This window comes from Paraburkholderia sediminicola (genome assembly GCF_046026895.1).
Lineage (GTDB): Bacteria > Pseudomonadota > Gammaproteobacteria > Burkholderiales > Burkholderiaceae > Paraburkholderia > Paraburkholderia sediminicola_C.
The window spans coordinates 15,971-31,449 of sequence record NZ_JAQQEU010000045.1; the positions used below are offsets into that span (position 1 = coordinate 15,971).

Consider the following 15,479-nt stretch of genomic DNA (forward strand, 5'->3'; position numbering starts at 1 on the left):
AGTAGTCGAAGTTAAGGGAAAGCAAGCGATGTTCGGCGAGAAGTTTCGGGATCGGCAAAAGCCGATGGTGCTCGTGCTGGGACTGGGTGAATCCGGTCTCGCGATGGCGCGCTGGTGCGCGCGGCACGGCTGTCGGCTGCGTGTGGCCGACACGCGTGAAGTGCCGCCGAACCTGTCCGCACTGCAAGCGCATAGCGTCGACGCGGACTTCGTCGGCGGCCCGTTCTCGCCGGTGCTGCTCGAAGGTGTCGAGCTGGTCGCGATCAGCCCGGGCTTATCGCCGCTTGCCGCCGATCTGTTGCCGCTGATCACGGCGGCGCGCGAGCAGGGCATTCCCGTGTGGGGCGAACTCGAGTTTTTCTCGCAGGCGCTGAACACGCTCGGCGAAAGCGGCTACGCGCCGAAGGTGATCGCGATCACCGGCACCAACGGCAAGACCACGACGACGAGCCTGACCGGCCTGCTGTGCGAACGCGCCGGCAAGAAGGTCGCGGTGGCGGGCAACATCAGCCCGGCTTTGCTCGACAAGCTCAGCGAAGCGATCGATCACACCGCATTGCCCGACGTGTGGGTGCTCGAACTGTCGAGCTTCCAGCTGGAAACCGCACACACGTTTTCGCCGGACGCGGCCGTGGTGCTGAACATCACACAGGATCACCTCGACTGGCACGGCGGCCTCGATGCGTATGCGGCCGCGAAGGGCCGCATCTTCGGGACACGGACCGTGCGCGTGCTGAACCGCGACGACTCGCGCGTGATGTCGCTCGCGCCTTCCGCCGAAGTTGAAGCGGCGACGGTCACGTTCGGCGTGACCGAACCGAAGAACGACGGCGACTACGGTCTGCTGCGCGATAACGGCATGATCTGGCTGGTCGAAGCGCACGATCGCGATGCGAGCGATGAAGCAGCCGCACCGAAGCGCCGTCGCAAGAGCGAAGCGGCGGCAGCGCCGGACATCGCACTCAAGCGCCTGATGCCCGCGGACGCTTTGCGCATTCGCGGTCTGCACAACGCCGCGAACGCGCTGGCCGCCTATGCGCTCGCGCGCGCGGTCGGTCTGCCTGGCGCGCCGCTGCTGCACGCTCTGCGTGAATACCGTGGCGAGCCGCATCGCGTGGAGCTGATCGCGTCGATCGACGGCATCGACTATGTGGATGACAGCAAGGGCACCAATGTCGGCGCAACGGTGGCCGCGCTCGACGGCCTCGCGCAGCGCGCGGTGCTGATCGCCGGCGGCGACGGCAAGGGCCAGGATTTCGAACCGCTCGCCGCGCCGGTGATGCGCTGGTGCCGCGCCGTGATGCTGATCGGCCGTGACGCGCCGCTGATTCGCGCGGCGCTGGAACACAGCGGCATCGCGCTGACGGATCACGCCACGCTCGAAGCAGCGACGCGTGCCGCCACCGCGCTGGCTGAGCCCGGCGACGCCGTGCTGTTGTCGCCGGCTTGCGCGAGCTTCGACATGTTCAAGGGTTACGCACACCGTGCCGCCGTATTTCGCAGCACGGTAGAAGACATCGCTGCGGAACGGGGGACGATGATATGAGCTGGTCGGAACGTTTCGGTTCGCGGCAGGCAGCCGCGGGTGGCTCGGGCGGCGCGGCGCGCGTCGGCGGCCGTACGGGCGGCAGCGGGCTCGCGAGCGCCGTCAACGGCGTGCGGCCGCTGCGCTCGCGGATGCTCGACTACGATCACTCGCTGCTGTGGGTGGTCGTCGCGCTGCTGGGACTCGGCATCGTGATGGTGTATTCGGCGTCGATCGCGATGCCCGATTCGCCGAAGTACGCGTCGTACCGCGACTACGCATTCCTCGTGCGCCAGATCATCTTCGTCGTGATGGGCGCGGTGACCGGCGTCGTGTCGTTCCGCATCCCCATTTCGACGTGGGACAAATACGCGCCGAAGCTCTTCCTGATCTCGCTCGTCGCGCTGGTGATCGTGCTGATCCCGCACGTCGGCAAGGGCGTGAACGGTGCGCGCCGCTGGATTCCGCTCGGCATCACGAACATGCAGCCGTCGGAAATCATGAAGCTCGCGGTGACGATCTACGCGGCGAATTACACGGTGCGCAAGCAGGAATACATGCACAGCTTCGCCAAGGGCTTTTTGCCGATGGCGGTCGCGGTCGGTCTGGTCGGCGCATTGCTGCTGCTCGAACCGGACATGGGCGCGTTCATGGTGATCGCGGCGATCGCGATGGGCGTGCTGTTTCTCGGCGGCGTGAACGGCAAGCTGTTCGGCGGCCTGGTGGCGACCGCGGTCGGCACGTTCAGTCTGCTGGTGTGGGCGTCGCCATGGCGTCGTGAGCGGATCTTCGCGTACCTCGATCCGTGGGATGACCGCTACGCGCAGGGCAAGGCGTATCAATTGACGCACTCGCTGATCGCGTTCGGGCGCGGCGAGTGGTTCGGCGTGGGGCTCGGCGGCAGCGTCGAGAAGCTCAACTATCTGCCGGAAGCGCATACCGACTTCATCCTCGCGGTGATCGGCGAGGAACTGGGTTTCGTCGGCGTGCTGGTGGTGATCCTGATGTTCTACTGGATCGTGCGCCGCTCGTTCGAGATCGGCCGCCAGGCGCTCGCACTCGACCGCACGTTCGCGGGCCTGGTCGCGAAGGGCGTCGGCATCTGGTTCGGCGCCCAGACCTTCATCAACATGGGCGTGAACCTCGGCTTGCTGCCGACCAAAGGTCTCACGCTGCCGCTCGTCAGTTATGGCGGCTCGGGCATTTTGCTGAACTGCGTCGCGGTCGCCGTGCTGATGCGCGTCGACTATGAGAACCGTGTATTGATGCGGGGGGGCAAGGTATGACGGCTCTCCACCAACGCACGCTGATGGTGATGGCCGGCGGCACCGGGGGACACGTGTTCCCGGGGCTCGCGGTCGCGCATCTGATGCAGGCGTGGGGCTGGAAGGTCGTGTGGCTCGGCAACCCCGCGGGCATGGAAGCGACGCTGGTGCCCAAGCACGGCATCCCGATGGAATACGTGCGCTTCGGCGGACTGCGCGGCAAAGGTCTCAAGACCAAGCTGATGCTGCCGCTGAATCTGCTGCGCGCCTGCACGCAGAGCCTCTCCGTGCTGCGTCGCGTGAAGCCGGACGTGGTGCTCGGCATGGGCGGCTACATCACGTTTCCGGCGGGCTTGATGACCGCGTTGAGCGGTCGTCCGCTGGTGCTGCACGAACAGAATTCGATCGCGGGCCTCGCCAACAAGGTGCTCGCGAAACTCGCCAAACGCGTGCTGGTCGCGTTCCCGAATGCGCTGCCGCACGGCGAATGGACCGGCAACCCGATTCGTGAGGAACTTGCGCGCGCGATTGCACCCAAAGCACGCTACGCGCAACGCAGCGGTCCGTTGAATGTGCTGGTGGTGGGCGGCAGTCTCGGCGCCGCGGCGTTGAATGAAGTGGTGCCGCGCGCGGTCGCGCTGCTCGCGCCGAACGAACGGCCGCGCATCGTGCATCAGGCGGGTGCGAAGCATATCGAAGCGCTGCGCGAGAACTACGCGGCAGCGGGTCTGCAGTCGGGCAGCGGCGAGCAACCCGACGTGGAACTCGTGCCGTTCATCGACGACATGACGAGCGCTTACGCGAAGGCGGATCTGGTGATCTGCCGCTCGGGTGCGATGACGGTGTCGGAGATCTCGGCCGTTGGCGTGGCGGCGTTCTTCGTGCCGTTCCCGTACGCGGTGGACGATCACCAAACCACTAATGCAGCGTTTCTCGCCGACAACGGCGCGGCGCTGGTCGTGCAGCAACGTGACCTGTCGGCGGAAACACTCGCCGACTGGTTGCGCAGCCAGACGCGGGAAAGTCTCGCGGAGATGGCGGAGCGTTCGCGCTCGCTCGCGAAACCCGACGCCACGGAACAGGTCGCGCAAATTTGCGCAACCGTGGCGGGTTCGATTTCGGGCGCGAGCCCAGAAGGAAAGCAATGAAACACATCGTCAAACACATTCACTTTGTCGGCATCGGCGGTGTCGGCATGAGCGGCATCGCGGAGGTGCTGGTCAACCTGGGCTATCAGGTGAGCGGCTCGGATCTGTCGAGCAACGCGGTCACGGATCGCCTTGCCGCGCTCGGCGCGCGCATCGCGATCGGTCACGCGGCGGAGAACATCGAAGGCGCGAATGCGGTGGTCGTCTCGACCGCCGTGCGTAGCGACAACCCCGAAGTGCTGGCTGCGCGGCATCGCCGCATTCCTATCGTGCCGCGCGCGGTGATGCTCGCGGAACTGATGCGCCTGAAACAGGGCATCGCGATTGCCGGCACGCACGGCAAGACCACGACCACCTCGCTGGTGGCGAGCGTGCTGGCCGCGGGCGGGCTCGACCCGACCTTCGTGATCGGCGGGCGTCTGATCAGCGCGGGCGCGAACGCGCGACTCGGCACGGGCGACTTCATCGTCGCCGAAGCGGACGAGTCGGATGCGTCGTTCCTGAACCTGTTCCCGGTGATCGAAGTCATCACGAACATCGACGCCGATCACATGGACACCTACGGCCACGACTTCGCGCGGCTCAAGCAGGCGTTCATCGAATTCACGCACCGTCTGCCGTTCTACGGCATCGCGGTGTTGTGCGTCGACGATCCGAACGTGAAGGAGATCCTGCCGTTCGTGTCGAAGCCGATCATCCGCTACGGCTTTGCGCCCGACGCGCAAGTGCGCGCGGTCAACGTGAAAGCGCACGACGGCAGGATGAATTTCACGGTGTTGCGCGAAGACGCGGCACCGCTCGACATCGTGCTGAACCTGCCGGGCGAGCACAACGTGCAGAACGCGTTGGCCGCGATTGCAATCGCGACTGAACTTGAAGTGAAAGATGCCGATATCCAGCGAGCGCTCGCGGATTTCAACGGCGTGGGCCGGCGTTTCCAGCGCTACGGCGAAGTGCCGGTCGCAACCGAAGGTAAAGCCACGGGCACCTACACGCTGGTCGACGACTACGGCCATCACCCGGTCGAAATGGCGGCCACGGTAGCGGCGGCGCGTGGCGCGTTCCCGAGCCGGCGTCTGGTGCTGGCGTTCCAGCCGCACCGCTTCACGCGCACGCGCGATTGCTTCGAGGATTTCGTGAAGGTGTTGTCGACCGTCGACGCGCTCGTGCTGACCGAAGTCTATTCGGCAGGCGAAGCGCCGATCGTCGCCGCGGATGGCCGCGCGTTGGCGCGCGCGCTGCGGGTGGCGGGCAAGGTCGAGCCGGTGTTCGTCGATACGGTGGATGAAGTGCCGGACGCGCTCTCGGCAGTGGTGCGCGACGGCGATGTGGTGATTACGATGGGCGCGGGTTCGATCGGCGGTGTGCCGGGTCGCCTCGCGCTCGAAACGAAGGTGTGACATGAGCAGTATTAAATCGGACGAACTCGCAAAACAATTCGGCAAGGTAGCCGTGCTGCTCGGTGGAGATTCCGCCGAGCGCGAGGTGTCGCTCAACTCCGGGCGCCTCGTGTTGCAAGGTCTGCGCGACGCCGGCGTCGATGCGCATCCGTTCGACCCGGCCGAGCGTCCGCTCTCCGCGTTGAAGGAAGAAGGCTTCGTGCGCGCGTTCAACGCGCTGCATGGCGGCTACGGTGAGAACGGCCAGATTCAGGGCGCGCTCGACTTCTACGGCATTCGCTACACGGGTAGCGGCGTGCTCGGCTCGGCGCTCGGTCTGGACAAGTTCCGCACCAAGCTCGTGTGGCAGCAGCTCGGCATTCCGACGCCGCCGTTCGAAGCGGTGCTGCGCGGCGACGACTACGCAGCGCGCGCGAAGGACATCGTCGCGAAGCTCGGCTTGCCGCTCTTCGTGAAGCCGGCGAGCGAAGGTTCGAGCGTCGCGGTGATCAAGGTGAAGAGCGCCGATGCGCTGCCCGCTGCGCTGCTCGAAGCGGTCAAGTACGACCGGATCGTCGTGGTGGAAAAGAGCATCGAAGGCGGCGGCGAATACACCGCGTGCATCGCGGGCGATCTGGATCTGCCGGTGATCCGGATCGTGCCGGCCGGCGAGTTCTACGACTACCACGCCAAGTACATCGCCAACGACACGCAGTACCTGATTCCGTGCGGCCTCGCGGCAGATGAGGAAGCCCGCCTGAAAGTGCTGGCGCGCCGCGCGTTCGACGTGCTCGGCTGCACCGACTGGGGCCGCGCCGATTTCATGCTCGACGGCGAAGGCAATCCGTACTTTCTGGAAGTGAACACGGCGCCTGGCATGACCGATCACTCGCTGCCGCCGAAAGCGGCGCGCGCGGTGGGCATCAGCTATCAGGAACTGGTTGTCGGCGTGTTGGCGCTGACGCTGCAGGACTAACCGGGACAACCCGAAAGCAACACCATGTGGAACAACGTTCGCCAGCTCAATCTCGCCGCCAACGCATTGCATGCGTTGCTGGTGCTCGTGCTGCTGGCGGCGGGCGGTTACTGGCTGATCCAGCGCCCGAATTTCGCGCTGCGCGAAATCCAGATCGACGGCGACACCGAGCACATCAATTCGCCGACGGTGCGCGCCGGCGTAGTAGGGCGGTTGAAGGGCAACTTCTTCACGGTCGATCTCGACGTCGCGCGCCAGGCGTTCGAGCAGATGCCGTGGGTGCGTCACGCGAGCGTGCGGCGCGTCTGGCCGAACGCGCTGGCTGTCACGCTCGAGGAGTACAAACCGCTGGGGACGTGGGGCAGCGATCAGTTGGTCAGCGTCGACGGCGAGCTGTTCACCGCGAACCAGGGCGAGCTCGAAGAAGACCTGCCCGCGTTCGACGGCCCGGACGGCACGGCAAAGGAGGTGGTCACGCGTTATCACGACTTCCAGAAGTGGTTTGCGCCGCTTAACGCGACGCCCGAAGAAGTGACGCTGTCGCCGCGTTACGCGTGGACGGTGAAGCTGTCGAATGGAACGCAGGTGGAACTTGGCCGCGAACGCAATCAGGACACGCTGCTCGATCGCAGCAAGCGCCTGACGGCGGCGTGGAGCGCGGTGACGCAACGTTGGGGAAAGGATATCGAGTATGCGGACTTGCGCTATCCGAACGGTTTCGCGATTCGCGCGGCTGGCATGCGCTTTATCAGCGAACCCGACAAGGGCAAGAAGTAAACGGACATCACACGCAATGAGCACGCTATGAGTAAAGACTATAAAGATCTGCTGGTCGCCCTCGACATCGGGACGTCGAAGGTCGTGGCCATCGTCGCCGAGTTGAAGGGCGAAGGTCACTACGAGGTGATCGGCCTCGGCCAGAGCGAATCGAAGGGGCTCAAGAAAGGCGTGGTGGTGAATATCGAAGCCACCGTGCAGTCGATTCAGCGCGCGCTCGAAGAAGCCGAGCTGATGGCCGATTGCAAGATCACGAACGTCTTCACCGGGATCGCGGGCAGCCATATTCGCAGCTTCAATTCGAGCGGCATGGTGGCGATCAAGGAGAAGGAAGTCACGCAGACCGACGTGGCGCGCGTGATCGAAACGGCGAAGGCGATCAACATCCCGACCGATCAGCAGGTGCTGCATATCCTCACGCAGGAATTCATCATCGACGGTCAGGAAGATGTGCGCGAGCCGATCGGCATGAGCGGCATCCGCCTCGAAGTGAAGGTGCACATCGTCACCGGCGCGGTGAGCGCGGCGCAGAACATCGTCAAGTGCGTGCGCCGCTGCGGGCTCGAAGTGAACGATCTGATTCTGCAACCGCTGGCGTCGTCGCTCGCGGTGCTGACCGAAGACGAAAAGGAACTCGGCGTGGTGCTGGTCGACATCGGCGGCGGCACGACGGATATTGCGATTTTCAGCGAAGGCGCGATCCGTCATACGGCGGTGATCCCGATCGCCGGCGACCAGATCACGAGCGACATCGCGATGGCCTTGCGCACGCCGACGCCGGATGCCGAAGACATCAAGGTCGATTACGGCATCGCCAAGCAGGCGCTCGCCGATCCGGACGAAATGATCGAAGTGCCGGGACTCGGCGAGCGCGGTCCGCGCACGCTGTCGCGCCAGGCGCTGGCGGCGGTGGTCGAGCCGCGCGTCGAAGAACTGTTTTCGCTCGTGCAGCAGGTGGTGCGCGAGTCGGGTTACGAGGAACTGCTGAGCTCCGGCGTGGTGCTGACCGGTGGCGCGTCGATGATGCTCGGCATGGTCGAACTGGGTGAGGACATTTTCCTGAAGCCGGTGCGTATCGGCGTGCCGGAATACGCGGGCGGACTCGCCGACGTCGTGCGCAATCCGCGCTATTCGACGGCGATGGGCCTGCTTGTCGAAGGACGCTCGCAACGCATGCGCGGCCGCAAGGTCGCGGTGCAGTCGGGCTCGATGGGACAGGTGTTCACACGCATGAAGGACTGGTTCCTCGGTAACTTCTGACGCACCGGTTTTGCTGCACAGATTTGGCTGAACGGGTTTCGAACAGGTTCTGAAAATACGCGCTGGTGCCGGCGGCCGGCGCGCGACAGGGGGTTGCCCGATCTCCTGCCGAATAACGGCCGAGTGGCTGTAATTTTTTATCTTGACGGAGGCAACATGGAATTCCAGATGCTGGAAACCGAAACGAACGGCACCATCATCAAGGTGGTCGGAGTAGGTGGCGCTGGCGGCAATGCCGTCCAGCACATGATCAACAAAGGCGTGCAAGGCGTCGACTTCATCGTGATGAACACAGACGCGCAGGCCCTGTCGCGTTCGCGCGCCACCGCGGTGATCCAGCTCGGCAACACGGGTCTGGGCGCTGGCGCCAAGCCGGAAATGGGCCGCGCCGCAGCCGAGGAAGCACGTGAGCGCATCGCCGACGCACTGCGCGGCGCGCACATGGTCTTCATCACGGCCGGCATGGGCGGCGGCACGGGTACGGGAGCCGCACCCGTGGTCGCGCAGATCGCCAAGGAAATGGGCATCCTGACCGTTGGCGTGGTCAGCAAGCCGTTCGAGTTCGAAGGCGGCAAGCGTATGCGCGTCGCTGAAGCCGGTTCGCAGCAACTGGAGGATCACGTCGATTCGCTGATCGTCGTTCTGAACGACAAGCTGTTCGAGGTGATGGGCGACGACGCCGAGATGGACAAATGCTTCCAGTGCGCAGACGACGTTCTGAACAACGCAGTGGCCGGCATCGCGGAAATCATCAACGTCGACGGTCTGGTGAACGTCGACTTCGAAGACGTGAAGACGGTGATGGGCGAGCAGGGCAAGGCGATGATGGGCACCGCGACGGTCGCCGGCGTCGATCGTGCGCGTCTGGCTGCCGAGCAGGCTGTCGCCAGCCCGCTGCTCGAAGGCGTGGATCTGTCGGGCGCGCGCGGCGTGCTGGTCAACATCACGTCGAGCCGTTCGCTGCGTCTGTCGGAAACGCGCGAAGTGATGAACACCATCAAGAGCTACGCTGCTGAAGATGCAACCGTGATCTTCGGTGCGGTGTACGACGATGCAATGGGCGACGCGCTGCGCGTGACGGTCGTAGCAACGGGTCTGGGCCGTGCGGCGAAGAAGCAGCAGTCGGCACCGATGACGCTGCTGCGTACCGGCACCGACAACCAGCCGATCGGCGCGATGCAGCACGCGACCTACGCACCGTCGGCAGCGCACGCGAGCACGGCCGATTACGGCGCGCTGGACACGCCGGCCGTGTGGCGCACCTCGCGCGATACGGCGGCATCGCACGTTCAGGCGCTGCAGGAAAAGGGCGTCGACACGTACGACATTCCGGCATTCCTGCGCAAGCAGGCGGACTGAGCGCGCGAGCAGGCTTTCGTTGCCGCGCCGCTTCAGCGGCGCTGGCCGACGAATGCACGAGCGTGGCGGGTGAACGGCGGACAGGTCGCGTATCGTCAGATTCGCGGCAAGGACAAGTGCCCTCTTCGGATTCGCGAAGCGGATTGGGCGACTGTCGCCGGACGGCGGAGCCTTTTGGGCTCAAGCGCCGGATTTCACTGCGACACGACAGCGTGCGAGCGTGCTTCGCATCGATGCAAAGGACTGAGCATGATTCAAGCAGGTGACAAGCTGCCCGACGCGACGCTCTTCGAGTTGGTCGAAGACGAGCGGGCGGGCTGCACGATCGGGCCTAACAGCTTCGACGTGCGCGAGCAGACGGCAGGCAAGCGCGTGGTGATCTTCGGATTGCCGGGCGCGTTCACGCCGACCTGTTCGGCCAAGCATGTACCGGGTTATGTCGAGCACGCCGAGCAGTTGCGCGCTCTGGGCATCGACGAAATCTGGTGCGTGTCCGTCAACGACGCGTTCGTAATGGGCGCGTGGGGACGCGATCAGCACGCCTCGGGCAAGGTGCGCATGATGGCGGACGGCAGTGCGGCTTTCACACGGGCGCTCGGTCTCGAGCAGGATTTGTCGGCGCGCGGCATGGGGATTCGTTCCCAGCGCTACGCGATGGTGGTCGACGACGGCGTGGTCAAGACGTTGAACGTCGAGGCTGCCGGCAAATTCGAAGTTAGCGATGCAACGAGTATTCTCGCCACGTTGAGCTAGTAACCTGGGCGTCGCCCCTTCGCCTCGGGCCTGCGCGCTTTGCCGCGTTGTGCCATGGCAACGGTGAGTAAGACGCTTTTGTGACAGGCCGTTACGCGGGCCGATGACCGGAAACGCCTCCGTTCCGGGACATCGGCCCGTCACGCTTCCCTGACGGTGCCCGATGGGTAATGCAGCGAAACAGATTGATACCTTCCGTGCAACAACGCTCCCTGGGGTATTGGAGTATAATTCGTGCTATGAAATAAAAAGTCCCGATTGGGATTTTCAATCGACCAGAAGATCACCATGTTGAAGCAGCGCACTATCAAATCAATCGTCAAGACAGTTGGCATCGGCCTGCACTCCGGCCGTAAGGTCAATCTGACGCTCCGTCCGGCGGCGCCGGACACCGGCATTGTGTTTTCGCGCGTGGATTTACCCACGCCGGTGGACATTCCCGCGGCGGCAATGGCGATTGGCGATACGCGTCTGGCTTCGGTGTTGCAGAAAGACGGCGCGCGCGTTTCGACCATCGAGCATCTGATGTCCGCTTGCGCCGGTCTTGGCATCGACAACCTGTATGTCGAGGTCACTGCCGAAGAGATCCCGATCATGGACGGCAGTGCCGGTTCGTTCGTGTTCCTGATCCAGTCGGCGGGTATCGAAGAGCAGAACGCGGCAAAGAAATTCATCAAGGTCACCAAGCCGGTCGAAATTCGCGACGGCGACAAATTCGCGCGTCTCGATCCGTTCTTCGGTTTCAAGCTCAAATTCACGATCGACTTCCGTCACCCGGCCGTGGATAAAACCGGCCAAGCGCTGGAAGTGGATTTCGCCAACACGTCGTACGTGCGGGAAATCGCGCGTGCCCGCACGTTCGGCTTTGCGCATGAAGTGGAAATGATGCGCGAACTGGGTCTGGCGCGCGGCGGCAGCATGGACAACGCGATCGTGCTCGACGAGTACCGCATCCTGAACAACGACGGCCTGCGCTACGACGACGAGTTCGTGAAGCACAAGATGCTCGACGCGATCGGCGACCTGTATGTGGTCGGCCATCCGTTGCTGGCTTCGTACACCGCGTACAAGTCGGGTCACGGCCTGAACAACGCGCTGCTGCGCGAGTTGCTGGCACATGAAGATTCGTACGAAATCGTCACTTTCGACGACACGCAGAAAGCGCCGCGCGGGTTCGCCTACGAGACGCAGACGGCTTTTGCATGACACGTGTGATTGAGATCGGCTGGGTTGACGCAGACGAGCCCAGTCAGACACATGAAAAACGGCCCACACGGGCCGTTTTTTTCGTTCAGCGATTTCTCCGATGCCGGGCCGCCATTCTCGCCAGCGCTTCCTGTAGCGGCGACGGCGCGAGCGATTCGCTCAGCGCGTGCAGCGCGTCGGCGCCGACCGGCGTCATGCGCGCCTGTTTGACCGGCGGAGGCTCCTTGGCAGGCTGCGGCCGCACGCGAATTCTCAGCGCATTGACCGGCCAGCCGCGCTGCTGCAGGTCTGCCAGCAGCCGCGGCTCCAGATGCCGCAAGCGCGCCGCGAGCGCGTTATGCGCGGCAAACAGGGCCAGCACGCCGTCCTTGATGAAGCCCGGCTCCACGCTCGTTGCCAGATAATCGGGCAACAGCGCGCGCAGATCCTTTTCCAACGCCGCAATCTGCTCGACGCCTGCGCGCAGCGCCGCGAACGCATCCGTGCGATTGAGCACCTCGGCGACCGGCTGCGGGCGGCGCCCGCCAAACTGCTTGGACGGCGGCCTTGAAAAGGACGGAATACGGCTCATGTTTAATGGTGACGGCGTGTTCGCACCCAATGCGCGTTCACGCTGCGATTGTACCGTGCGGGATGCACGCGGGTCCGCCTCAATGCGTACTGTCAAAGCGCGCAGCGGCGGGCTTCGGATGCCCGGCCGTCGTCGCGCCTCCGACACAGGCGCAGCCGGGGGCGCGTGCTAAAATGCCCGATTCGAATTCACTCTTGGACTAAGCCGCCGAGGCCCTTCCGACCCCGGAGCGCGCGTGCACGAACCGTACGCCGCAACCCAGCCGAAGCCGCGACGCAGACACCGATCCGATGACCACCGGTTTTCTACAGAAGATTTTTGGCAGCCGCAATCAACGGCTAGTCAAGCAATATCAAAAGACCGTCGCGGCGATCAATGCGCTCGAACCGCAGATCGAGCAATTGACGGACGATCAACTGCGCGCCAAAACGGGTGAATTCCGCCAGCGCGTCGCGAGCGGCGAGTCGCTCGACAAGCTGCTGCCGGACGCTTTCGCGGTGTGCCGCGAGGCCAGCAAGCGGGTGCTGAAAATGCGCCACTTCGACGTGCAGCTGATCGGCGGCATGGTCCTGCACTACGGCAAGATCGGCGAAATGCGCACCGGCGAAGGCAAGACGCTCGTCGCCACGCTGCCGGTCTACCTGAACGCGCTGTCGGGCCGCGGCGTGCACGTGGTCACGGTCAACGACTACCTCGCGCAGCGCGACGCCGAATGGATGGCGCGTCTGTACAATTTCCTCGGTCTGTCGGTCGGCATCAACCTGTCGCAGATGGATCACGAGTCGAAACAGCAGGCCTACGCCGCCGACATCACATACGGCACCAACAACGAATTCGGCTTCGACTACCTGCGCGACAACATGGTCTACGAGACCGAAGCGCGCGTGCAGCGAGCACTCAACTTCGCGGTGGTCGACGAGGTCGACTCGATTCTGATCGACGAAGCGCGTACGCCGCTGATCATTTCCGGCCAGGCCGAGGATCACACCGAACTTTACGTCCGCATGAACGCTCTGCCGCCGCTGCTCGAACGCCAGATCGGCGAAGAGAAGGCGGACGGCACCGGCGTCGAAAAGCCGGGCGACTACACGCTGGACGAAAAAGGCCGTCAGGTGTTCCTGACCGAGTCGGGCCACGAAAAAGCCGAGCGCCTGCTCGCCGAGTGGGGCCTGATCGGCGAGGGCGAGAGCCTGTATGCGCCGCAGAACATCACGCTGATGCACCACGTGTACGCGGCATTGCGCGCGCACACGCTGTTCTTCAAGGATCAGCACTATGTCGTGCAGAACGGCGAAGTGGTGATCGTCGACGAATTCACTGGCCGCCTGATGGCGGGCCGCCGCTGGTCGGACGGCCTGCACCAGGCCGTCGAGGCGAAGGAACACGTGAAGATTCAGAGCGAGAATCAGACGCTCGCGTCGATCACGTTCCAGAACTACTTCCGCATGTACGCGAAGCTGGCCGGCATGACCGGCACGGCCGACACCGAAGCGTACGAATTCAACGAGATCTACGGTCTCGAAACGGTCGTGATCCCGACCAACCGTCCGCCCAAGCGGATCGACAAGCAGGATCAGATCTACAAGACCGCCAAGGAACGCTACGACGCGGTGATCCGCGACATCCGCGATTGCTACGAGCGCAGTCAGCCGGTGCTGGTCGGCACGACGTCGATCGAAAACTCCGAACTGTTGTCGCATCTGCTCAAACAGGCCGGTTTGCCGCACGAAGTCTTGAACGCGAAGCAGCACGCGCGTGAAGCGGAGATCGTCGCTGAAGCGGGGCGTCCGAAGCGCATCACGATCGCGACCAACATGGCCGGCCGCGGTACCGACATCGTGCTCGGCGGCAACGCGGAAAAGCAGGCGTCGTTCATCGAGCAGGACGAGACGCTGGCCGACGACGACAAGCAGCGCCGCATCCAGAAGCTGCACGACGAATGGCAAGCGCTGCACGATCAGGTGAAGAGCGCGGGCGGTCTGCACATCATCGGCACCGAGCGTCACGAATCGCGCCGGATCGACAACCAGTTGCGCGGCCGTGCCGGCCGTCAGGGCGACCCAGGCTCGTCGCGCTTCTATCTGTCGCTGGAAGACCCGCTGCTGCGCATTTTCGCCGGCGATCGCGTACGCGCGATCATGGACCGTCTGAAGATGCCCGAGGGCGAGGCGATCGAGGCGGGCATCGTGTCGCGTTCGATCGAGTCGGCGCAGCGCAAGGTCGAAGCGCGTAACTTCGACGTTCGCAAGCAGTTGCTCGAATACGACGACGTGTCGAACGATCAGCGCAAGGTCATCTACCAGCAGCGCAACGAATTGCTCGAAGCGAACGACATCACCGAGACCATCGGCGCCATGCGTCATGGCGTGATCGCCGACATCGTGCACCAGTTCGTGCCGGCCGGCAGCATCGAAGAGCAGTGGGACGTGCCCGAGCTGGAAGAAGTGCTGCGCAACGAATGGCAGCTCGACCTCGCGATCCAGGAAATGATCAACGAGTCGAACTCGATCAACGCGGACGAGATTCTCGAGGCGGTCGAAGCCGCCGCGGACGAAGCATACGAGGCAAAGGTCGAACTGGTGGGCCGCGAGTCGTTCAGCGCGTTCGAACGCTCGATCATGCTGCAAACGCTCGACCGCAGCTGGCGTGAACATCTGGCCGCGCTCGACCATCTGCGTCAGGGCATCCATCTGCGCGGCTATGCGCAGAAGAACCCGAAGCAGGAATACAAGCGCGAGGCGTTCGAACTGTTCGCCGCGATGCTCGACGCCGTGAAGCTCGAAGTCACCCGCATCGTGATGAACGTGCAGATCCAGTCGCCGGAACAACTGGAAGAAGCCGCGGAGCAACTGGAAGAGCAGGGCAGCCATCTCGAGAACGTCGAGTTTCGCCACGCCGAATTCGCCGAAGCCGCTGCGGCGGCGGCGCCCGTCGCGGCCGAAGCGGCCACCGCAGCGATGATCGGCGACGCGATGAGCCACGGCCACGGCTCGTCGTCGCAAGCGGGGCCGAACGTGAGCGCGGACAGCGTGCCGAAGGTCGGCCGCAACGATCCGTGCCCGTGCGGCAGCGGCAAGAAGTACAAGCAGTGTCACGGCAAGATCGCGTAAGACCGAAGGCGGCGCGCTCCTGAGCGCGCCGCGTCGTTTTACGCTGGGCTTCGCCGTTGATTTCGCGGTGGTTCGCGCAACCCGCCCGGGCCATCAGTTTCGTTCCCCTCGATGCCGGCGCCTGCCGGCATTTTCTTCGACAGGTCGCGA

12 protein-coding genes are annotated in these 15,479 nt (G+C 64.2%); 11 read left to right on the top strand and 1 reads right to left on the bottom strand.

Translation table 11 applies throughout. From position 1 onward, the window contains the following. The first annotated feature begins 28 nt into the window (after positions 1-28). The 10 genes from murD (at position 29) to lpxC (ending at position 11,648) form a co-directional block, all read left to right on the top strand. Positions 29-1,546 (top strand): UDP-N-acetylmuramoyl-L-alanine--D-glutamate ligase, encoded by a 1,518-nt coding sequence (gene murD, locus PQR02_RS26380; RefSeq protein WP_408238162.1) that lies wholly within the window; start codon positions 29-31, stop codon positions 1,544-1,546. Continuing rightward, a complete protein-coding gene (gene ftsW / locus PQR02_RS26385) occupies positions 1,543-2,811 on the top strand; it encodes a putative lipid II flippase FtsW (RefSeq protein WP_408238165.1) in 1,269 nt (422 codons plus the stop codon). The genes murD and ftsW overlap by 4 nt, the downstream gene beginning before the upstream one ends. Continuing rightward, complete coding sequence (gene murG / locus PQR02_RS26390) at positions 2,808-3,938, top strand: undecaprenyldiphospho-muramoylpentapeptide beta-N-acetylglucosaminyltransferase (protein ID WP_408238168.1); 1,131 nt, start codon at positions 2,808-2,810, stop codon at positions 3,936-3,938. The genes ftsW and murG overlap by 4 nt, the downstream gene beginning before the upstream one ends. Then, the gene (gene murC, locus PQR02_RS26395) at positions 3,935-5,338 is read left to right on the top strand and encodes a UDP-N-acetylmuramate--L-alanine ligase (protein WP_408238171.1); all 1,404 of its coding nucleotides are present in this window, start codon (positions 3,935-3,937) and stop codon (positions 5,336-5,338) included. Before murG ends, murC begins: the two co-directional genes overlap by 4 nt. Before the next feature lies 1 nt (position 5,339). Then, positions 5,340-6,293, top strand: a complete 954-nt coding sequence (locus PQR02_RS26400; protein ID WP_408238174.1) for a D-alanine--D-alanine ligase — start codon at positions 5,340-5,342, stop codon at positions 6,291-6,293. A 24-nt stretch (positions 6,294-6,317) separates the two neighbouring features. Beyond that, positions 6,318-7,070: a cell division protein FtsQ/DivIB gene (locus PQR02_RS26405; RefSeq protein WP_408238177.1), complete on the top strand. Its 753-nt coding sequence runs from the start codon at positions 6,318-6,320 to the stop codon at positions 7,068-7,070. A 27-nt stretch (positions 7,071-7,097) separates the two neighbouring features. Further along, complete coding sequence (ftsA, locus tag PQR02_RS26410; protein ID WP_007180311.1) at positions 7,098-8,330, top strand: cell division protein FtsA; 1,233 nt, start codon at positions 7,098-7,100, stop codon at positions 8,328-8,330. A 156-nt stretch (positions 8,331-8,486) separates the two neighbouring features. Continuing rightward, a complete protein-coding gene (gene ftsZ, locus PQR02_RS26415; RefSeq protein ID WP_408238180.1) occupies positions 8,487-9,689 on the top strand; it encodes a cell division protein FtsZ in 1,203 nt (400 codons plus the stop codon). A 249-nt stretch (positions 9,690-9,938) separates the two neighbouring features. After that, entirely contained in the window at positions 9,939-10,442 is a 504-nt protein-coding gene (locus tag PQR02_RS26420; protein ID WP_408238183.1) for a peroxiredoxin, read from the top strand. A gap of 288 nt (positions 10,443-10,730) precedes the next feature. After that, entirely contained in the window at positions 10,731-11,648 is a 918-nt protein-coding gene (gene lpxC, locus PQR02_RS26425) for a UDP-3-O-acyl-N-acetylglucosamine deacetylase (protein ID WP_408238186.1), read from the top strand. Positions 11,649-11,733: 85 nt separating this feature from the next. Here the strand turns inward: lpxC and PQR02_RS26430 are convergent, their stop codons facing one another. Next, the gene (locus tag PQR02_RS26430) at positions 11,734-12,219 is read right to left on the bottom strand and encodes a DciA family protein (RefSeq protein ID WP_408238189.1); all 486 of its coding nucleotides are present in this window, start codon (positions 12,217-12,219) and stop codon (positions 11,734-11,736) included. A 290-nt stretch (positions 12,220-12,509) separates the two neighbouring features. Between PQR02_RS26430 and secA the strand changes: the two genes are divergently transcribed. Further along, on the top strand, positions 12,510-15,329 hold the full coding sequence (gene secA, locus PQR02_RS26435) for a preprotein translocase subunit SecA (RefSeq protein WP_408238192.1): 2,820 nt from the start codon (positions 12,510-12,512) through the stop codon (positions 15,327-15,329). The last annotated feature ends 150 nt before the right edge of the window (positions 15,330-15,479 follow it).